18 protein-coding genes are annotated in these 19,299 nt (G+C 68.8%); 10 read left to right on the forward strand and 8 right to left on the reverse strand.

What is annotated here, in order from left to right; genetic code table 11:
* Nucleotides 1-150: 150 nt before the first annotated feature.
* Together ACIRGA_RS19125 and ACIRGA_RS19130 are read right to left on the reverse strand one after the other, a co-directional pair.
* Complete coding sequence (locus ACIRGA_RS19125) at nt 151-651, reverse strand: GtrA family protein (RefSeq protein ID WP_400942697.1); 501 nt, start codon at nt 649-651, stop codon at nt 151-153.
* Between the two features lie 10 nt (nt 652-661).
* The gene (locus ACIRGA_RS19130) at nt 662-2,893 is read right to left on the reverse strand and encodes a sigma-70 family RNA polymerase sigma factor (protein WP_400942698.1); all 2,232 of its coding nucleotides are present in this window, start codon (nt 2,891-2,893) and stop codon (nt 662-664) included.
* A 309-nt stretch (nt 2,894-3,202) separates the two neighbouring features.
* Here ACIRGA_RS19130 and ACIRGA_RS19135 point away from each other — a divergent pair, with 309 nt between their 5' ends.
* From ACIRGA_RS19135 to purE, 5 genes are all read left to right on the forward strand, one after another.
* Nucleotides 3,203-4,075, forward strand: a complete 873-nt coding sequence (locus tag ACIRGA_RS19135; protein WP_400942699.1) for a GGDEF domain-containing protein — start codon at nt 3,203-3,205, stop codon at nt 4,073-4,075.
* 82 nt (nt 4,076-4,157) lie between these two features.
* Complete coding sequence (locus ACIRGA_RS19140) at nt 4,158-5,504, forward strand: glycosyltransferase 87 family protein (RefSeq protein WP_400942700.1); 1,347 nt, start codon at nt 4,158-4,160, stop codon at nt 5,502-5,504.
* A complete protein-coding gene (locus ACIRGA_RS19145; protein WP_400942701.1) occupies nt 5,479-6,684 on the forward strand; it encodes a glycosyltransferase 87 family protein in 1,206 nt (401 codons plus the stop codon). Before ACIRGA_RS19140 ends, ACIRGA_RS19145 begins: the two co-directional genes overlap by 26 nt.
* A 13-nt stretch (nt 6,685-6,697) precedes the next feature.
* On the forward strand, nt 6,698-7,882 hold the full coding sequence (locus tag ACIRGA_RS19150) for a 5-(carboxyamino)imidazole ribonucleotide synthase (protein ID WP_400942703.1): 1,185 nt from the start codon (nt 6,698-6,700) through the stop codon (nt 7,880-7,882).
* A gap of 10 nt (nt 7,883-7,892) precedes the next feature.
* Entirely contained in the window at nt 7,893-8,390 is a 498-nt protein-coding gene (purE, locus tag ACIRGA_RS19155) for a 5-(carboxyamino)imidazole ribonucleotide mutase (RefSeq protein WP_400942705.1), read from the forward strand.
* A 72-nt stretch (nt 8,391-8,462) separates the two neighbouring features.
* Here purE and ACIRGA_RS19160 read toward each other — a convergent pair whose 3' ends face one another.
* Nucleotides 8,463-10,112, reverse strand: a complete 1,650-nt coding sequence (locus ACIRGA_RS19160) for a class I adenylate-forming enzyme family protein (RefSeq protein ID WP_400942706.1) — start codon at nt 10,110-10,112, stop codon at nt 8,463-8,465.
* Between the two features lie 105 nt (nt 10,113-10,217).
* Here ACIRGA_RS19160 and ACIRGA_RS19165 point away from each other — a divergent pair, with 105 nt between their 5' ends.
* The gene (locus tag ACIRGA_RS19165) at nt 10,218-11,390 is read left to right on the forward strand and encodes an acyl-CoA dehydrogenase family protein (RefSeq protein WP_185927251.1); all 1,173 of its coding nucleotides are present in this window, start codon (nt 10,218-10,220) and stop codon (nt 11,388-11,390) included.
* Nucleotides 11,391-11,578: 188 nt separating this feature from the next.
* Here ACIRGA_RS19165 and ACIRGA_RS19170 read toward each other — a convergent pair whose 3' ends face one another.
* Nucleotides 11,579-11,917, reverse strand: coding sequence for a hypothetical protein (locus ACIRGA_RS19170; RefSeq protein ID WP_400942707.1), 339 nt, complete (start codon nt 11,915-11,917; stop codon nt 11,579-11,581).
* A 193-nt stretch (nt 11,918-12,110) separates the two neighbouring features.
* Between ACIRGA_RS19170 and ACIRGA_RS19175 the strand changes: the two genes are divergently transcribed.
* A complete protein-coding gene (locus ACIRGA_RS19175; protein WP_400942708.1) occupies nt 12,111-12,539 on the forward strand; it encodes a hypothetical protein in 429 nt (142 codons plus the stop codon).
* On the opposite strand, the gene ACIRGA_RS19180 is transcribed toward ACIRGA_RS19175, so the two are convergent.
* Nucleotides 12,487-12,939, reverse strand: a complete 453-nt coding sequence (locus ACIRGA_RS19180; RefSeq protein ID WP_400942709.1) for a hypothetical protein — start codon at nt 12,937-12,939, stop codon at nt 12,487-12,489. The two genes, ACIRGA_RS19175 and ACIRGA_RS19180, sit on opposite strands and share 53 nt — an antisense overlap.
* Before the next feature lie 181 nt (nt 12,940-13,120).
* Here ACIRGA_RS19180 and ACIRGA_RS19185 point away from each other — a divergent pair, with 181 nt between their 5' ends.
* Nucleotides 13,121-13,546 (forward strand): DoxX family protein, encoded by a 426-nt coding sequence (locus tag ACIRGA_RS19185; protein WP_400942710.1) that lies wholly within the window; start codon nt 13,121-13,123, stop codon nt 13,544-13,546.
* 65 nt (nt 13,547-13,611) lie between these two features.
* Here ACIRGA_RS19185 and ACIRGA_RS19190 read toward each other — a convergent pair whose 3' ends face one another.
* From ACIRGA_RS19190 to ACIRGA_RS19200, 3 genes are all read right to left on the reverse strand, one after another.
* Entirely contained in the window at nt 13,612-14,319 is a 708-nt protein-coding gene (locus ACIRGA_RS19190) for a TIGR03089 family protein (RefSeq protein ID WP_400942711.1), read from the reverse strand.
* A 10-nt stretch (nt 14,320-14,329) separates the two neighbouring features.
* A complete protein-coding gene (locus ACIRGA_RS19195) occupies nt 14,330-15,655 on the reverse strand; it encodes an LCP family protein (protein WP_400942713.1) in 1,326 nt (441 codons plus the stop codon).
* An 87-nt stretch (nt 15,656-15,742) separates the two neighbouring features.
* The gene (locus tag ACIRGA_RS19200; RefSeq protein ID WP_400942714.1) at nt 15,743-17,278 is read right to left on the reverse strand and encodes an LCP family protein; all 1,536 of its coding nucleotides are present in this window, start codon (nt 17,276-17,278) and stop codon (nt 15,743-15,745) included.
* A 151-nt stretch (nt 17,279-17,429) separates the two neighbouring features.
* On the opposite strand from ACIRGA_RS19200, the gene rfbB reads away from it, so the two are divergent.
* Together rfbB and rfbD are read left to right on the forward strand one after the other, a co-directional pair.
* Nucleotides 17,430-18,413, forward strand: a complete 984-nt coding sequence (gene rfbB / locus ACIRGA_RS19205) for a dTDP-glucose 4,6-dehydratase (protein WP_400942716.1) — start codon at nt 17,430-17,432, stop codon at nt 18,411-18,413.
* 4 nt (nt 18,414-18,417) lie between these two features.
* On the forward strand, nt 18,418-19,299 hold the full coding sequence (rfbD, locus tag ACIRGA_RS19210; protein WP_400942718.1) for a dTDP-4-dehydrorhamnose reductase: 882 nt from the start codon (nt 18,418-18,420) through the stop codon (nt 19,297-19,299).

The following is a 19,299-nucleotide window of genomic DNA, read 5'->3' on the forward strand; positions in this document are numbered from 1 at the left end:
CGGGGGTTGTGTTGGTTGGGCTGTTGTTTTGGGTGGGGGGGGGGGGGGGGGGGGGGGGGGGGGGGGGGGCCTGCCACCCCCCCCCCCCCCCCCCCCCCCCCCCGACCCAGGTGACCGGGGGAGCAAGGGACCTTTGCTGCCACCTGACGGTCAGGCCGCTGGATCGTCGGGAATGTCGGAAATCTCCCGTCCGCCGCCCCGCAGCAGCCGCGGCCGCGCGGCGACCTCCGGGAAGACCCACTTCTTGAACGACCACCACCGGAACGCCGTGCCGAGCAGGGTCCCGACGAGCACGCCGCTGACGAAGTCGGCGACCTCCTGGGTCAGCAGCGAGACGTGCGGTTGCTCCAGCTTGAACACGTACCGCGAAACCAGCTGCGGAAGCGCGTTGAGGCCGAGCGCGATCGCGCTGAGCAGGAAGAAGAGCGCCGCTTCGTGGGCGCGCTCACGGCCACCGCGGGAGCGAAAGGACCATTCCCGGTTCGCCACGTACGAGAAAACCGTCGCCACCAGGACGCCGATGATCAGCGCGGTCACCGGTTTGTCGGTCAGCACGGTGAACTTCAGCCCGTAGGTGATCGTCATCGTGATGACGAAACTCGCGCCCCCGACCAGGACGAACCGCAGCAGCTCGCGATGCTTCCCCAGCATGCGGGCGACGCTACTGGAAAATACGGTCGACCACCCCGTTGGGCTGAGTGGACGGCTTGGACTTGCCAGGCCGCGGCGGCGCGCTCGTGGTCGTGGTCGTCTCCGGCTGCGCCGGCTCTTGCTGCGTAGGTTCTGAAGGCGTCACGGACGGCGAAGGCTTCTTCGTCGGCGAAGGCCACCCTGGCCGCCCCGGCTTCGTCGTGTCCGGAGGATCCGAAGGCTTTGAAGTGACCGAAGGCAGCGAGGGCACCGTGGTCGGCGGAAGCAGCGAGTTGTCGTCACACTGGTGGTGCCAGCAGCCGACGTAGACCTCGACCGGCTTCGCCCTGGCAGCGCCGAGGGTGGCGTTCACCGTCACAGGCATGTTGTCCGCCGGACGGCCCTTCAGCTGGACATATACGCGCGCCACACGCCCCGGGGTCAGCGAACCACGCGAAGTGCACGACGCACCTTCGCCCGTCGGAGTGCATCGGACGCCGGAGAAGCTCGACGAGTTGAGCACGCGGTGGTCGAGCGTGATCGTCACCGGCTTCGTCGACTCGCCGGTGTTCGTCACCTGGATGGTCATCCACGGATTGCGGAACCAGGGGAACGAGGACGGCCAGATGCTTTCAGCGCTCAGGGTGAGGGCGTCCTTAGGTGCCGGCGGCGCGGGCACCTTGACCCTCACCTCGACCCGGACGTTGATCTGCGCGCCCGCCGTCACCGAACCGGTGACCACGCTGCCGTCCACGGCCGTTTCGTCGGCGAGCAGCCGGAACCTCAGCACCGCGGACTGTCCCGGTTCGAGGCCGGTGCCGGTCCGGCAGGTCACCGTGCCGGTGCCGCCGGGGCAGCTCACCGTGATCGGGGCGGCCGCCTGCTGCCGGAAGCCGCTGGCGCCCATCGCGCCGCCACCGCCGGCGGCGGGAACGGCCCGCACACCCTTCGGCAGATTCAGCGAGACCGCCACGGGTTCGGACTTCGATCCGCCGTCGTTGCGCACGGTGATCGGCAGATCGGCCGCTTCACCGGGCTTGAGCTGGACACCGCCGGGCGGGGTCGACGCCGTCATCGACGGCGGCGCCGGGATCACCGGCGAAGGCGCGGGTGCGGGAGTCGGCGCGGGAGCCGGGGCAGGTGCCGGAGGCGGCACCTGCTGAGCGGGCGGCGGGGGCTGTTGCGCCGGCGGGGCGGCGGGCGGCACCGCGGGCGGGACGGCCGGTGCGGGAGCGGGTGCCACGGCGGGCGGCGGGACCGCCGCGGCGGCCGGGATCTCCTGCGTGCCGCCACCGGCTGCGAGCGCCACCGCGACGGCGGCGACGATGGCCGCGCTCGATCCGGCCACCCCGGCGAATTGGCGCGGTCCGGCCGCGGCGGCACCGGCGGCGCCGCCCGAACTCGAACCCGCGGCGGCGGCCGTCGCGGCCGCGGTGACCGCGCCCGCCTTGCCCGCCCCGGTCGTCGCGAGGTAACCGAGAGCCGCGCCACCGAGCACGATCGGCGCGATGATCCCGCGCAGACCGGTGTTGACGTCGGCCAGTTCCGCGGCCAGCGCGCGGCAGTTCTCGCATTCGTCCAGGTGGTTCTCCACCTGGGTGCGTTCGCGTTTCGACAACCCGTCGCGGGTCCACGCGCCGAGCTTGTCCGCGCTCGCGCGGCAACGTTCGGCGGAGTTCTCGGCCAGGTGGACCTGCAGGTAGGCCTGCCGCAGGCCTTCACGCGCCCGGTAGGCGAGCGCGGAGACGCCGTTCGCGGTCAGCCCCAGCAGCGGCGCGACCTCGGCGGGCGTCTGCCCCTCGATCTCGGTGTGCCACAGCACCGCCTGCCACCGCTCGGGCAGCCGGGCGAACGCCTTCGCGGCGAGCGTGCGCTCGAGCCCGGCGACGGCGGTGTCGGAGAAGGGGACTGTCAGCGCTTCGCCGACGGCACCGCCGACGTCGGACATGTCCTCGTTGAGATCGACGCGTTTGTCCTTGCGCGTCTTGTCGTAGGCGGTGTGCCGGAGCGCGGTCAGCAGGTACGCGCGGAACGCGGCGTCGGGGCCTTTGCCACCGCGCAGCGTGTCCAGCACCTTCGCGAAGGCTTCCGAAACGAGGTCGTCGGCTTCGGAACTCGAGCGCGCGAGCTGGCGGGCGAGGTTGTGCGCCGCGCCGGCGTGACGCTCGTAAAGGGTTCCGTAAGACGCGATCTTCCCGTCACGCACCTCGGCGATCAGCTCGGCGTCACTCTTACCGGAGAGATCGGCGGGAACGGTGGACACGGGGCTCCTTCATCTGCGGGTTAGGCGGGTCTACTCTTCCTAACGCCCGAACACGCTCAGTGTGACGGAACGGGCGACGCACGTCACCTCGCGGTCCCTTCGATGACCCGGAGGGCGCAACGCCATCACCCAGGATGGGTCGGATTTGAGCCGCGCGCGCAGCGCGTCCGTTGAGGGCGGTGGCGGGGGCATGGATGGAGAGTTCGGAAAGATCCTTGAAAAACGCCGTCACGCGCGGCGTCGACGGGCGTCCCCACCGTGAAGCGATCGCAAGATCGAAAAGATCGGAACGGAAAGGGGCGGTGGGCAGTGGACGTACCGGCTACCGGTGCGCCGTCCGGGGGATCCGATGGGCAAGCCGCCTGGAACCGGTTCGAACGAGATCGCACACTCCGCGCTCTGCGGGCCCGCTGGCGGACGGCCAGCCTGGCCGCGGGCTGGCGTTTCCCCAGTGACTGGGGCCTCCCCGAGGTCGACGCCGTCTGCGCGGCGGTGATCAAGAACGGCCGGGTCGCTCCCGCCGAGATGGCGGAGACCGCACTCGCCGGGCTGGGCCGGGCACGGGCCGCCGCGGGCGCGGGACTGGCCGAAACGCTCGCCGACCTCGCGGCGTTGCACGCCGTGCTCGCCGACCCGGACGCGGTGGACGGTTTCCTCGCCCCGGATGTCGACTCCACACCGTCCCGGTTGATCCGGGTGACGGCGCTGGCGTGGGCGGACGTCGCGACCGATCAGCTGGTGAACACCGAGGTCACCGAACCGCTCACCGGGCTGCCGACCGCCGCGTACTTGAGGACCCGGTTGAGTGAGCTGTACCGCCAGGCCCGCCGTGACGAGCGGCCGGTCGCGGAGGCGCACACGCTCTTGGTGGTCTCGATGGACTTCAGCTCGATCGCGGGCTGGCCCCGGCTGACCGGGATGATCCTGGTCGCGGACGCGTTGAAGCAGGTGTTCGACGGCGGGGAGAGCGTCGCCTCGATCGGGCCGTCCGTCGCGGGTGCCCTCGTGCCGAAGGACGTGAGGCTCGCTTCATCCGGCGTCGCGCTGCGAAGGGCGCTCAACGAGCGGCTTTCCGTGGACGCTCAGTTGCGGGACACCGGCCGCCCGCAGATCTCGGCGGTCCGGCTCCCGGCGACCTACGACCTCGCGTGCGATCTGCTCGGCACCCTTGCGCGCTCCTGACGCGGGGTTAGCGTAAGACGTTCTCCAGGTCACGGCCGACCCTGTCGACCAGGCACGACCCGGTTCATGATTTCCTGTTTGGGTGACCCGGACTGTTTCCGCCGACGCCAACGGCGACGTTTCGGCGAGCCGACCGCAGCATCGCCTCTCGCTGCGAAGGTCGCTCGCCCGCTTGTCCGTCCGGCCGAGGTCGATCCTGATCCTGTCGGTGATCCCGCTGGTCGCGATCGGTTTCGGCATCTGGGGATGGCAGCACGAATGGGTGCTGGGCGTGGACAGCGCCGTGTACCGCGCCGGTGCCGAGACACTGCTCAACGGCGACCCGCTGTACGACGCGAACACACTTCCGGTGGAGCCGTGGTGGGCGCTGCTGCCGTTCACCTACCCGCCGACCGCCGCGCTGCTGTTCATCCCGCTCGCGCTGGTCCCGACGCAGGTCGCCTGGGGGCTCCTGACCGCGGTCTCACTGCTGGCGCTGGCGCTGTGCGTCCGGATCGCCATCGGCGCGCTGCCGAAGCCCTCGACCGACGGCCCCCGCTGGTGGGCCTCGCCCGCCCGGTCGACGATCGCGTTCTTCCTGGTCTTCCTCGGTCTCGAGCCGGTGTGGCGCACGATCTTCCTCGGCCAGATCAACATCATCCTGATGGCGCTGGTGATGCTCGACATCCTGGTCATCGGGGCCAGGGGCAGCCGCTGGGGCGGCGTGCTCGTCGGCGTCGCGGCCGCGGTCAAGCTCACCCCGATCGTGTTCCTGGGGCATCTGTTCATCACCGGCCGCCGGATGGACGCCGTCCGCGGGCTCATCACCTTCATCGTGATGCAGGGCCTGATGTTCCTGATCATCCCGCACGACGCGGCCCGGTACTGGACCTACACGCTGCCCGACACCGGTCGTATCGGCCCGGTGCACTGGGCGGGCAACCAGTCGCTGAACGCGTTGATGAACCGCTTCACCGAGCTCGCGCCCTGGGCGTCGAAAGCGGCGATGGGGATCGGCGCGCTGCTCGCGATCCCGGCGATCTGGCTGGTGCTGCGCTTCCACCGCAAGGGCCAGGCGCTCGCGGCGATGCTGGTGACGGCGTTCTGGATCCTGCTGATCTCGCCGATCTCCTGGACCCACCACTGGGTGTGGGTGGCGCCGCTGGTCGTCCTGCTGGTCTCGCGGCTGCCGAAGACCACGCCCGCCACGGCGTGGAAACGCTGGCTCGGCACCTTCGCGGTGTTCTTCGTCTTCATCAGCTGTGTGCTGCTGATCCTGCCGAACGGCCGCAACGTCGAGCTGCACTGGAAGGTGTGGGAGAACATCCTCGGCAGCGCGTACATCCTCATGCCGTTGGTGCTGGCGCTCGCCCTCGCCGGTCGCTGGTGGTACCTGCGCCGAAAGCAGAGCAACGACGAAAAGCATGCTGAAGTCGCGTCCGGCGGCTGAGCCCCGGATCGTCGGGGCCACGCTGGCGGGTGCGCTCGCACTGGCGATGCTCGCGCTGGGCGTCGTCGCGTGGCTCGGCGAGTGGCACCTCGGCGCGGACAGCGCGGTCTACCGGGCCGGCGCTCTCACGCTGCTGAAGGGCGAGCCGCTCTACACCCGCGAGGCGCTGACGACACTGCCGCCGTGGGTGCTGCTGCCGTTCACCTACACCCCGGCCGCGGCGCCGCTGTTCCTGCCGCTCGCGATCGTCCCCGCCGGGCTGACCTGGGGCGTCGTCGGAGCTCTCTCGCTGGTCTGCCTCAGCGTCGTGATCTCCGTGGTCGCCCGCGCCTGCGGTGCCCCGCTCACCCGATGGTGGGTTCTGCCGCTGGCCACGGCGGGCGCGCTGGCACTGGAACCGGTCTGGAAGACGATCTTCCTCGGGCAGATCAACCTCATCCTGATGGCGCTGATCGTCCTCGACGTCCTGGTGCTTTCGGCGCGCGGCTCGCGCTGGGCCGGGGTGTTGATCGGGATCTCGGCCGCGATCAAGCTGACGCCGCTGATCTTCGTGCCGCATCTGCTGTTCACCGGCCGCTGGAAGGACGCGCTGCGGGCGCTCGGCACGTTCGTCGCGCTCGAAGCCGTGATGTTCGCGGTGATCCCCGGTGACGCCGTCCGGTTCTGGACCGAGTCGGCGACCGACCCCAGCCGGGTCGGCTCCGTGCACTGGATCTTCAACCAATCACTCAACGGCCTGGTGAACCGCGCTTCGGAACTCGCGTCGTGGTCACTGGCGGTGGCCATCGCCGTCGCCGCCGTCCTGGCCGTCCCCGCCGTCTGGCTGGTCGTGCGCCTGCATCGCCGCGGTGAGCCGGTCGGCGCGCTGCTGGTGACCGCGTTCTACGGGCTGCTTGTCTCGCCGGTGTCCTGGTCACACCATTGGGTGTGGACGGTGCCGCTGCTCGTCCTGCTGGTCATCCGCCGATCGTGGGTGCCGGCCGCCGGCGTCGCGGTGCTGTTCGCGAGCGGCGTGATCATGTTCGTGCCCAACGGCGGGGAGACCGAGTTCGGCTGGGGGCTGGGCTGGTCGCTGCTCGGCAACGTCTACGTCCTCACCGCTGCGATCGCCATCACAGGCCTGGCCGTACGGGAGTTGCGACGCGGGTCCGCCCAGGTCGTGGCCGTGGCGGCCAAGTAATCTGCTCCTCGTTATGGACAAACGAACCGGTCTTCCGATCGTGGGCATGGTGGGCGGCGGACAGCTGGCCAGGATGACCCACCAGGCGGCGATCTCCCTCGGCCAGTCCCTGCGCGTGCTGGCGGCCGGGGAGAACGAATCCGCCGGCCTCGTCGCGGGCGAGGTCGTGCACGGGCACCACACCGACCTCGAAGCGCTGCGCTCGTTCGCCGCCGGGGTCGACGTGCTGACGTTCGACCACGAACACGTTCCCGGCGAACACCTGCTGACGCTCGCGATGGAAGGCGTCACCATCCGGCCCGATCCGGCCGCGTTGTCGATGGCGCAGAACAAGCTCGTCATGCGCGAGATGATGGCCGGACTCGAGATCCCGGGCCCCGCCTTCGCCGAAGTGTCCTCTGTGGACGATGTGATCACCTTCGGCGACAAGCACTCGTGGCCGGTGGTGCTCAAGGCGGCGCAGGGTGGCTACGACGGCCGCGGCGTCTGGATGCTCGACACCGCGCAGCAGGCCCGCGAGACCGTCCCCGAACTGCTCGACGCCGGAACCCCCTTGCTGGTCGAGGAAAAGGTCGTCATGCGGCGCGAACTGTCCGCGCTGGTGGCCCGGTCCCCGTTCGGGCAGGGCGCGGCGTGGCCGGTGGTGGAGACCGTGCAGTCCGGCGGGATCAACACCGAGGTGCTCGCCCCGGCCCCGGGGCTGAGCGTTCAGCGCACGCAGGAGGCGCAGGATCTGGCGCTGCGGATCGCCGCGACGCTGAACGTGACCGGCCTGCTCGCCGTCGAGCTGTTCGAGACCGACGAAGGCCTGCTGGTCAACGAACTCGCCATGCGCCCGCACAACTCGGGCCACTGGACCCAGGACGGTTCGAAGACCTCACAGTTCGAGCAGCACCTGCGTGCCGTGCTCGACTACCCGCTCGGGGTGACCGACCTGATCGCCCCCGCCTGCGCGATGGCGAACGTCCTCGGCGCGCCCGAGGCGCCGGAGATGGGCCCGGACGAGCGGCTGCACCACCTGTTCGCGCGGTACCCGGACATCCGCGTTCACCTGTACGGCAAGGGAGAGCGTCCCGGCCGCAAACTCGGCCACGTCAACCTCGTGGGCGAACGTATGGAGGAGCTGCGCGACCGCGCGCTGCTCGCCGCGCACTGGCTTTCCCACGCCGTCTGGCTCGACGGCTACGAGATCCACTAGGAGTAGGAAAATGGCGCCGCAGGTTGGCCTGATCATGGGCAGCGATTCGGACTGGCCGACGATGGAAGCGGCCGGGCAGGCGCTGGCCGAGTTCGGCGTCGAGTACGAGGTCGGCGTCTACTCGGCGCACCGCACTCCGCAGCGGATGCTCGACTACGCGACTTCGGCAGCTTCGCGCGGCGTGCGCGCGATCATCGCGGGCGCCGGCGGGGCCGCGCACCTGCCGGGCATGGTCGCGTCGGCGACCGTGCTGCCGGTGATCGGCGTGCCGGTGCCGCTGAAGTACCTCGATGGCATGGACTCGCTGCTGTCGATCGTGCAGATGCCGGCGGGCGTCCCGGTCGCGACGGTCTCCGTCGGCGGCGCACGCAACGCGGGCCTGCTCGCGGTGCGCATCCTCGCCGCGTCCGATGAGGGACTGCAGGCGAAGATGGCGCGGTTCCAGGCGGATCTGGAGCAGCTGGTGCTCGACAAGGACGCGGCCCTGCGGAAACGCGTCGAAGGCTGACCCCGCGTTTCGTCCTCTGAATGCGGTGGTTCGACGACGAACCACCGCATTCAGAGGACGAAATGCGTGGCGTCAGTCGGCGAGTTGCTTCCGCAGCTCCCGTTTGAGCACTTTCCCGGCGGCCGAGACCGGGATCTGGTCGACGAAGTGGATCGCCCGCAGCCGTTTGTACGGCAGAACGCGGGCGTCGACGGCCTCCAGGAGTTGCTCGGCGGTGACGTTCTCGTCGCTGCGGACCACGAACGCGACCGGCAACTCGCCGACGTCGGTGTCCGGTTTGCCGACGACCGCCGCGGCCGACACACCGGGGAGGGTGATCAGCAGCTCCTCGAGTTCGCGCGGGAAGACGTTGTATCCCTTGTACAGCAGCATGTCCTTTTTGCGGTCCACAATGGACAGATAGCCGTCCTCGTCGAGGACGCCGATGTCGCCGGTGTGCAGCCAGCCGTCGACGAGCGCGGCCGAGGTCTCCTCGGGGCGGTCGCGATAGCCGATCATCACCTGCGGGCCGCGCAGGCAGACCTCGCCGCTTTCCCCGGCGGGCAAAGGATCTTCGCCGCCCTCGGCCGGGACGATCTTGATCTCGGTGTCGGGGAGCGGAAGGCCGACCGAGCCCACCTTCCGGACCGCGGACCGGTAGGCCGGGGCGATGACGGCTCCCATGGTGACCTCGGTGAGGCCGTACCCCTCGATGATGAGCACGCCGGGAAAGCGTTTCTGCAGGGCGCGGATCATTTCGTGGTTCATCGGCGCGGCGCCGGAGCCGATGGTCAGTACCGAAGACAGGTCGGCTGTGTGAAACTCGGGGCAGGCGAGCAACGCGGCGAACAGCGCGGGCGCGCCGCCGATCGTGGTGACCCGCAGCAGCTCGGCGTCGGCCACGTACGCGGCCGGGTCGAAGCGATCGTGCAGGACGATGGTGCCGCCGTCGAGCAGCGGGACGTTGAGCGCGGCGATGGTGCCCATGGCGTGGAACCACGGCGTCAGGTTGAGGGCGATCCCGGTGCCGATCCGCGACGGCCACTCGTCCGGGCCGCCGAGCTGCTCGACGATCACCTCTCCCGAGGCATCGACGGCCGGGACCGCACCCAGCCGCCAGCAGGAGCTTTGCAGGCTGTTGACCACGACGTTCCGATGCGGCAGGCGGACGCCTTTCGAGCGTCCGGTGGTGCCGCCGGTGTACGCCAGATGGGCGAGATCGCGGTAGATGTCGATCTCGACGTCCGGCCGCTCGTCGGAGTGACCGGAGTGGAACTCCGTGAACTCGACCTCGCCCGCCCCCGGTGACTCCGGCGGGTGAACGACGATGGTCAGCCGGATCGACGTCCGATCACGGACCGAAGCGAGCACGCGCGCGACCGGGCCGACGGTGACGGCGGCGACCGCACCGGCGTCGGCCAGTTGGAAGGCGAGGTCGTCGGGCGGGAGCAGAGGGTTCGCCGGGCTGAAGGTGGCTCCCGCGAGCAGTGTTCCGTAGTACGCGACCGGATACGCCAGGCAGTTCGGCAGGTGGAGCGCGACGACGTCGTCCCGCCCGATGCCCGCGGCGCGCAGGGCGTTCGCGAACCGGCAGGCCGCGCTGTAGGTCTCGGCGAAGCTGAGGCTCCGGTCTCCGTGGGCGAAGGCCGTGCGGGAGCCCCAGCGAGCAGCGGCGCCGGCGAGCACCGAGCCGACCGGGACCTCGGGATAATCGAGCGACCGGGGGAACGGGGTGAGCTCCATCACTCGAACGTACGGACTTTGCGGTCAAAGACACAAGCGCTCGCGATGTCGCACCATGTGAACGAGCGCTAACATCGGACAAACTCCCAAACGCGGTTAGAAGAGGTGACGAAGGTGTCTGACGGCCCGGGTCTGTACCAGCTTGCCGAAGAGCACGAGGAGCTGCGGGCCGCGGTGCGTGCCCTCGCGGAGAAGGAGATCGAGCCCTACGCGGCCGAGGTCGACGAGGACGAGCGCTACCCGATCGAGGCGTACAACGCGCTGGTCAAGTCGGGCTTCAACGCCGTCCACATCGACGAGGCCTACGACGGCCAAGGCGCGGACGCCATCGCCGCCTGCATCGTCATCGAAGAGGTCGCGCGGGTCGACGCGTCGGCGTCCCTGATCCCGGCGGTGAACAAGCTGGGCACGGTGCCGATCATCCTTTCGGCGTCGGAAGACCTCAAGAAGCTCGTGCTGCCTTCGATCGCTTCCGGTGAGGCCTCGGCGTCCTACGCGCTTTCGGAGCGCGAAGCCGGCTCGGACACCGCGTCGATGCGCACCCGCGCGAAGCTCGACGGTGACCACTGGGTGCTCAACGGCACCAAGTGCTGGATCACCAACGCGGGTGAATCGTCCTGGTACACCGTGATGGCGGTGACCGACCCCAACGCGGAGAAGAAGGCCAATGGCATCTCCGCATTCGTCGTGCACAAGGACGACCCCGGCTTCACCGTCGGCTCGAAGGAGCGGAAGCTCGGCATCAAGGGCTCGCCGACCCGCGAGATCCACTTCGAGAACTGCACCATCCCGGCCGACCGCATCATCGGCGAGCCCGGCACCGGCCTGAAGACCGCGCTGCGCACCCTCGACCACACGCGCCCGACCATCGGCGCGCAGGCGCTGGGTATCGCGCAGGGCGCGCTCGACGCCTCCATCGCGTACGTCAAGGAGCGCAAGCAGTTCGGGAAGTCGATCTCGGAGTTCCAGGGCGTCCAGTTCATGCTGGCCGACATGGGCATCAAGATCGAGGCCGCCCGGAACCTCGTCTACGCCTCCGCCGCGGCGACCGAGCGCGGCGACAAGCGCGGCGGCTACATGGCCGCGGCCGCGAAGGCGTACGCGTCGGACATCGCGATGTCGGTGACGACGGACGCCGTGCAGCTCTTCGGCGGCGCGGGCTACACGCGCGACTTCCCGGTGGAGCGCATGATGCGCGACGCGAAGATCACTCAGATCTACGAAGGCACCAACCAGATCCAGCGCATGGTCATGGCGCGCGCCCTGCTCAAGGGCTGATTTGATCTTGACCCGGTAGTTCGGGCGGCTCTGGCTGCTCATGATCAGGCCGTCATGGGCGCCAGGCCGCCCGAACACCGCGTCGATAGCCTGCCGAGCCCGCTCGTGGCTCGACGGGACGAGGTGCGTGTACGTCCGCGGGGTGCACCCCGGCATCGGAGTGGCCGAGGTAGCTGCCCTGAATGCGCTCAGATGGTTCGGTACTCGTCGAGCAGACGGAAGAACGCCTCCAGCGGTTCCTCCCCGTCGGCGTGCTTTTCGATGGCGACCGCCCATCCCAAGGCCATCGGCCAGCCAAAGCGAGCCTCGATCCATTGGGCGAACGGGCCGACGGGCCCCATCTCGAACTTCTCATCGAGTCCGTGAACGTCCAGGGCGACGCCATAGCCGAAGAGGATGCTCTGCAAGTCCCGCAAAGACCGTTGCCGAAGCCACATGCCCGGCCGAAGCCGGATCTGGTCGAGGATTTCTTGAACGTCCTGACACTGATCGATGGGTTTCGGCCGTTCCCCAGGCGCAGCTGTCACACCGTCGATCTTACCGAGCTAGCCCGGCGGCGGGCGCTGCGTCCACCGCGGAAAGTACGGCTGACCAGGGCTGGTTCGTGTCGGGCACAGCGTCAGGCTAGAGCCGTCGCTCCGCACAGGCGATCGGTTAACCGTCGGTGAGATGCTTCACGGAAGTACGGCGATCATGGGCCGCCGGTGTCACTCTCGAAGGATGTTCTGGTTCGCTCCGGTGTCGTGGAGGCCGCACGACGAGGCCGAGCTGATCGCCGGCTGGCGGTTGTGGCTCGAACTCGGGGATCGCACGTGGCCGTCGGCCGCGTGGGACGGGACGGCGGCCGACGTCGTCAAGCCGCTGCGTGAGCTGGTGGCGGCCTGCGACGAGATCGAGACGGGATACCGCGGCGCCGTCGAAGAGCCGTCCGAGGAGTTCATCCGGATCATCCAGTTCCTCGTGTGGACCGTCAGCACGGTGATCGAGCTGTGGGCCGACGACGAGGTCCCGCTCGACGCCGAGCGGATAGCGTTGCTGCACGCCGATCTGGCCGGGTTCGCCGAGCAGGCCGAGCGGGTGCTTGAGCTGCTGGCCGTCAGCGGTGGCTGGACGGGTCTGGCCGCGGAGCATCGGCGGACGGGTCGCTGAGCGACTCCGGGTTCTCGACCCAGGCGAACCGCGAGCCCGCGAGGTACTCGTCCAAGGCGCGGTCGAGGGAGAGCAGGGTCACCGGATTGCCGAACGGGTCCTCGCCGGGCGCGATTTCATAGCCGACTTCGAGCGTCGACTCGTCCTTCTCGTCGGACTCGACTTCGTGACGGGTGACACCGTCTTCGATCGACCACGTGCCCCCGAGGGTGCGATGGAACTTCAAGACCAGTACGCCCGGGCTCGCCCATTTGAAGCGGGACACCGCGAATTCTGTGCTCCAGCTCGACCAATAGAGCCACCCCGACCCGTCATCGCGGAACGCCAGGTCGACGGATTCGACGCTGCCCGGATGCACGATCTCGTCCGACCACAGGCCGGTCAGCCGTTCGTCCGTCACGGAAGTGATTCTGCCGTACGGGGGGATAACATCCGCGACCTTCCACTGAGGACATGCCGCCGAGTGTGTGGTTCCTGTCGGGTACCTGTCGATCACGCTCCGGAGGTGCCGTCGGAGGCGCTCGGTGCCCTACCGTGATCCGGGTAAGTTGAATATTCACCGACCAGAAAGCTGATACCCGATGTTCGCTCGTTTCAAGGATGTCGCCCTCCTGCTGGGCCGGATCGGTGTCGGTGTGGTCTTCCTCGCACACGGCCTGCAGAAGTGGGAAAACGGGATCGACGGCACCGCGAAGTTCTTCGAGCAGACCGGAATCCCGCTCCCGACGCTCGCGGCGATCTTCGCGATCGCGGTGGAGATCGTGGGAGCCATCTTGTTCATCGTCGGTTTCCTGACGCCGCTAGTGGGCCTCGGCTTCGTCGTGGTCTCCGTCGGCGCTCTGCTCTCGGTGCACCTCGACAACGGCCTCACCGGTCAGGGCGGTTACGAACTCGTCCTGGTACTGGCGGTCGCCGGGCTCGCGCTCGGATTCAACGCCGGCAAGCTGTCGATCGACCACGCGCTCTTCGGACGCAAGCGTGAGGCGAAGCAGCTTCAGGACGCCTGACCCCGGATGCCATGAACGTGTCTTTCCTTGCGAAATTTCGCAAGGAAAGACACGTTCATAGCGCTTCAGGAGGGGAGATCCGCCGTCGTTCGCTCGGCTTCGCGCCGGGAAGCGAGTTTGGCCGGATCGGCGTCGGTGACCTGGACCAGATGCGCACCGGCGGCGAGTGGGGTCAGGAAACCCGCGAGAATCCCTTCCGTGCCAGTCCATTCCACAGTGGACAGAACGCGGTCGTCCGCGGACAGGCCCGCCGAAGAAGCGCGAGAGCGCGCCTCGGCGAGCACTTCATCCACAGTGGACGAACCCAGTGCCGGAGTGTCGCCGGGCACGGGGAACAGCGGGCTGAACTGGTCGCCCGAAAGCCGGGCTTCGGTCAGGTAGTCCAGCGCCCCGTCGGGCACCGACCCGGCGGGTAGTCCGAGACCCATGGGGTGCAGCGAGACGACGGCCGTCGCGGCCGCGTCGGAAGCGCCGCCCGGCGCGACGAACGCCACCCGCGCGCCCGCGGTCTCCGTCACCACCCTGGCGCCGCACCACCACGCGCCCAGCAGGACACCGGCGGTCTGCCAATGCGACGGCAGCACCACGGCGACCTCGTCGCCCGGTTCGACGTCGAACTCCTCGACCAGCCAGTTCGCCGTCTTGGCGGCCCAGTTCACCGTGGTCGCCACGGACAGTTCGACCCGGCTGCCCTGCTTGTCGTCGTAGTGCGTGATCAGCGGTTTCGCGGGCGACCCGAGCACGGGCCGCAGCAGCAGTTCGGTGAGGCTCACGCCCCCAACGCTAGTTCACGCAGGGAACACTCGACGCGGCGAGCAGCGGAGCCGCGCCGGGCGCACCGCTGCCACCGCCCCGGCCCACCAGGCCGGAGACGAAGGTCCGCACGGCAGCGGGGTCGATCTCGACGATGCTCTGGCCGTCCGCGCTGCGGCCGTTGATGTTCACCACCGGAATCGTCGTGAACGTCAGGTCGCCCGACGCGATCCCCTTCGCCTGCTGCGCGAACTCCAGCAGGTCCAGCCCTTCGTCCAGGACGATCGACCGGCGCACGACGTCCATCAGGCCCGCCATCGTCGACGGGCTGGTCAGCGTCCCCGCCGAGAGCACCTGGTTCAGTGCCGACGACAGGAACGTCTGCTGCCGCACGATGCGGTCGAGGTCGCCGCGCGGCAGGTTCTTGCGCTGTCGCACGAAGGAAAGCGCCTCGCCACCCGACACGGTCTGTTCGCCGCGCCGGAAGTCCGCGCCGGAGTCCTTGTCCTCGGTCGAGTGGTTCAGGCAGACCTTGACGCCGCCCAGCGCCTCGGTCAGCAGGTAGAACCCGAGCAGGTTGACCTCGGCGTAGTGGTCTATGCGGATCTTCGTCAGGTCCTGAACGGTCTGGACCAGTGCCTTGCGGCCTTCCTGATCGGAATCGCGTTCGAGTTTCGCCTGATCGGATTCGCCGCGATGCGCGTTCGCGTAGTTGGCCTTCGCGACGCCGTACGCCGAGTTGATCTTGTTCTTGCCGCGGCCCGGGATGTCGGTCCAGGTGTCACGCGGGATCGAGACGCCGGACGGTTTCCCGCCGTTCTTCGGGATCCGCAGGATGATGATGGTGTCGGTGTTGACGCCCGGCTTCTCCTCGGTGCGCAGTTCCTTGAGCACCCGGAGCGGAAGCGGATTGCCCTGCGCGTCGGTTCGCGCGTCGCTGCCGACCAGGAGGATGTCGTTCGCGCCGTCGTCGGCGGGCGGGGCGGCGGGATCGTCGGCCTTGCTCAGGGCGTTCGTCGTGGGGACGTTGTTCTGCAGCTGGTCCTTGGTGACGTACGCGTAGCCCGTCGTGCCGAGGGCGAGCAGGGACACGAGGCCGACCGCGATCCGGCGGGTGATCCGGCCGGCGCGGCGCAGGGGGCGCTCGGGCACGGCGAGCACACCCGAGACCGCTTCGTCTTCGTCCTCGGCCGGGGCGGACGGCTGGGGGAGTGGCCGGTTTCGCGGGTACGGCGTCGGGATGAACCGAGGCTTTTCGTCACTCTCGGTGTCCGATTTGGTGTCCTCTTCGGACTTCGGCTCTTCGTCGTCCAACTGCTCAGAACGTTCATTGACGCTCTTGTCCTCGTCGCTCATCCCTGGTCACCTCCCCTGGCACTGCCGTCGTCCGATCGTAGGAGCAGGCTAGGCCACCGTGAGGTCGGCCACGCTGAGTACCCGGAATTAATTGACGCAGGGCACATTGCCCGCGACGATCGGCGTCGTGGTGGGCGCCGCGGGAGCGCTGGAGGGCGGCTGAGCGGGCTTCGAGGGCGTCGACGTCTTCGACGGGGCAGTGGTGGTCGCGGACGCGCCCTTGAAGTCCTTGCCGAGCAGCACCCGCACCTTGCCGGGGGCGACGTCACGGTCCGCCTCGGCCTGCACCGCGGTGCCGAAGACCTGTTTGATCAGGGCCAGCGCGTCGTCGTCGCCCGGCGCGTACCGGATGACCGTCGAGTTGCGAGTGCTGAGCTTGGTATCGGCCGCGAGTTTGAAACCCTTGCCCTGCAAGAGGTTTCGGGTCTCGGTGGCCGCTGTGGGCGAACCCGATCCGTCGAAGAGTTCGACGGTCACCGCTTCCGCGCCCGGCAGGGTGGCCGAGGTCTCGGCCGGCGCCTTCTCGCCGTCGGAGGTCAGGCGGGTGACTTCGGCCTGCACCTGCGCCGGGGCCACCCGGAGCACGGCGGCGCCGCCGATGGTCGCGTCGCCTTGGGTCGGGATGGTGTGGAACTCGACGTTTCCGCTGGTCAGCCCGCGCATCTGGGCGGCGAACTCGGGTAGGTCCCAGCCCGCCGACAGCACGACCGACTTCTTCACCGCGTTGATCAGGTCGGTGATCTTCGCCGGGTTGATCAGGACGTCGGACGAGAGCACCTTGTTCGCCAGCCCCGACAGGAAGGCCTGCTGGCGCGCGATCCGGTCGAGGTCGCCGTTCTGCAGGTCGTAGCGCTGACGGACGAACGCGAGCGCCTGGACGCCCTCCACGGTGGACCTGCCGGCCGGCAGGTCCACTCCGGACTTCTTCTCCTTGACCGCGTTGTTGAGGCAGACCTCGACGCCGCCGATCGCCTTGGTGATCTCGTAGAAGCTCGACAGGTTCACCTCGGCGTACCGGTCGATCATCTTCGGCTTGCCGATGAACTTCTCCAGCGTCGCGATCAGGTTCTTGCGGCCGGCGTCCTTGGCCTTGGCGTCGACGTCCTTGAGGTCGGCGTTGCCCTGCTGCTGCAGCGTCTTCGACGTGTCGTTGTAGGCGTACACGTACGCGCTGTTGAGCTTGTGCTTGCCGAAACCGCCGGTGATCTCGACCCACGAGTCGCGGGGGAAGGAGATCGCGACCGCCTTCTTGCCGTTCTGGGGGATGTGCACCAGGATCATCGTGTCGGTCTGGCGCTCGCCGTCGGAAACACCGGCGTGCAGCATGTCGAGGACCTCGCGCGGCAGCGGGTTGCCCTGCGCGTCGGTGCGGCTGTCCTGGCCGACGAGCAGGATGTCGATCGCGCCGTCCAGCGGTTTCGCGGGCGGATGACCGTTGTCCTCGAAGATGTTCGTGGTCGCGAAGCCCTGCGACGGGTCGCCGATGAACTGCCAGCCCCACCAGGTCAGCGCCAGGATCGTGATCGAGACCAGGCTGAACACGACCTTCACGCCGCGACGGGCGAACACCACGACGCCGCCGCCACGGCGCGCCGGAATGGGTGGCCCGGGCCACTCGGTCACGTGCGGTCCTCCACGAATCTCCCCAGGGCACACGTGTGCCTCGCCGCCAACTCTACTGATCCTCGTGTTAGACGTCCGTAGGCTGGTGAAAGGTTGCCCCGGTCGTGACACACTCGGCCGGTCGGTGAAGTCGTAGAGGGAGGATCGCGGGATGCGAGTGCTGGTCACCGGGGGTGCCGGATTCATCGGTTCGCATTACGTCCGGCAGGTGCTGACAGGCGCGTACCCGAGCTTGGCCGACGCCGAGCTGATCGTGCTCGACAAGCTGACCTACGCGGGCAACGAAGCGAACCTGGAGCCGGTGCGCAAGAATCCGCGTTACCGGTTCGAAAAGGGCGACATCTGCGACGCCGCCCTGGTCAACGAGCTCATGCGGGGCATCGACCTGGTCGTGCACTTCGCCGCCGAGTCCCATGTGGACCGTTCGATCACCGGCGCGGCCGACTTCGTGCTGACCAACGTGCTCGGCACGCAGACCCTGTTGCAGGCCGCGCTCGAGGCCGAGGTCGGGAAGTTCGTCCACGTGTCCACCGACGAGGTCTACGGCTCGATCGACGAGGGTTCCTGGGCCGAAGACCACGCGCTGGAGCCGAATTCGCCGTACTCGGCGTCGAAGGCGTCCTCGGATCTGTTGGCCCGTTCGTTCTTCCGCACGCACGGGCTCCCCGTCTGTGTCACGAGGTGCTCGAACAACTACGGTCCGTACCAATTCCCGGAGAAGGTCATCCCGCTCTTCGTGACCAACCTGCTCGACGGCAAGAAGGTCCCGCTCTACGGCGACGGGCTCAACGTGCGTGACTGGCTGCACGTGGACGATCACTGCCGCGGCATCCAGCTCGTCGCCGACGGCGGCAGGCCGGGCGAGGTCTACAACATCGGCGGTGGCACGGAACTGACCAACCGCGAGCTGACCGAGCGGCTGTTGGCCGCCGTCGGCGCGGACTGGGAGAGCGTCGAGCCGGTCGAGGACCGCAAGGGGCACGATCGCCGCTATTCGGTCGACATCACCAAGATCTCGGCGGAGCTCGGTTACGCGCCGCGGCAGTCCTTTGAGGACGGTCTGGCCGACACGGTCGCCTGGTACAGCGGAAACCGATCGTGGTGGGAACCGCTGAAGAACCGTGCGGGAGCGTGAACAGGTGCTGAGCATTCTCGTACCGGGCGGATCCGGTCAGCTGGGGCAGGACCTCGCGGCGCTGGCCGTGGGCTCCATCGAAGCCGTGACCCCGTCGTCGTCTGAGCTGAACGTGCGCGACACCGGCCAGGTCGTCGCCGCGGTGACCGCACTGGCGGACCGGGCACGGGCGGCGGGGAGGTCGCCGGTGGTGATCAACGCGGCGGCCTACACCGCGGTCGACGCGGCGGAAACCGATGAGGAACGGGCGTTCGCGGTGAACGCCGACGGCCCCCGGGTGCTCGCCGCGGCGTGCTCGTCGCGCGGCGTTCCGCTCATTCACGTGTCCACGGACTACGTGTTCGCCGGTGACGCGACTTCGCCGTACGAAACCGATGCCTTGCTGGGCCCGCTCAACGCCTACGGCCGGACGAAGGCGGCCGGCGAGGACGCGCTACTCGGGTCCGGAGCCCGGTCCTGGATCGTGCGGACGTCCTGGGTGTACGGCAAGACCGGGTCGAACTTCGTGAAGACCATGGCGCGCCTGGAAAAGGAACGCGAGGAACTGTCCGTAGTGGACGATCAGACCGGTTCGCCGACCTGGTCGCGAGACCTCGCCGCCGGGCTGCTGGAGCTGGCCGGCCGGATCGCCGCGGGTGACGGGCCTTCGCAGCGGGTGCTGCACTGCACTGGTGGCGGGTCGACGACGTGGTGTGGTTTCGCGAAGGCGATCTTCACGGAACTCGGCGCGGATCCCGCTCGGGTGAAGCCTTGTACGACGGCGGAATTCCCACGCCCGGCGGCGCGTCCGGCGTACGGGGTGCTGTCGAACGCCTCGTGGCGCGAGGCTGGTCTCACGCCGCTTCGGGACTGGTCCGATGCGCTGAAGGCCTACTTCGCCTCCTGA

Source organism: Amycolatopsis sp. NPDC102389, assembly GCF_044765885.1.
Lineage (GTDB): Bacteria > Actinomycetota > Actinomycetes > Mycobacteriales > Pseudonocardiaceae > Amycolatopsis.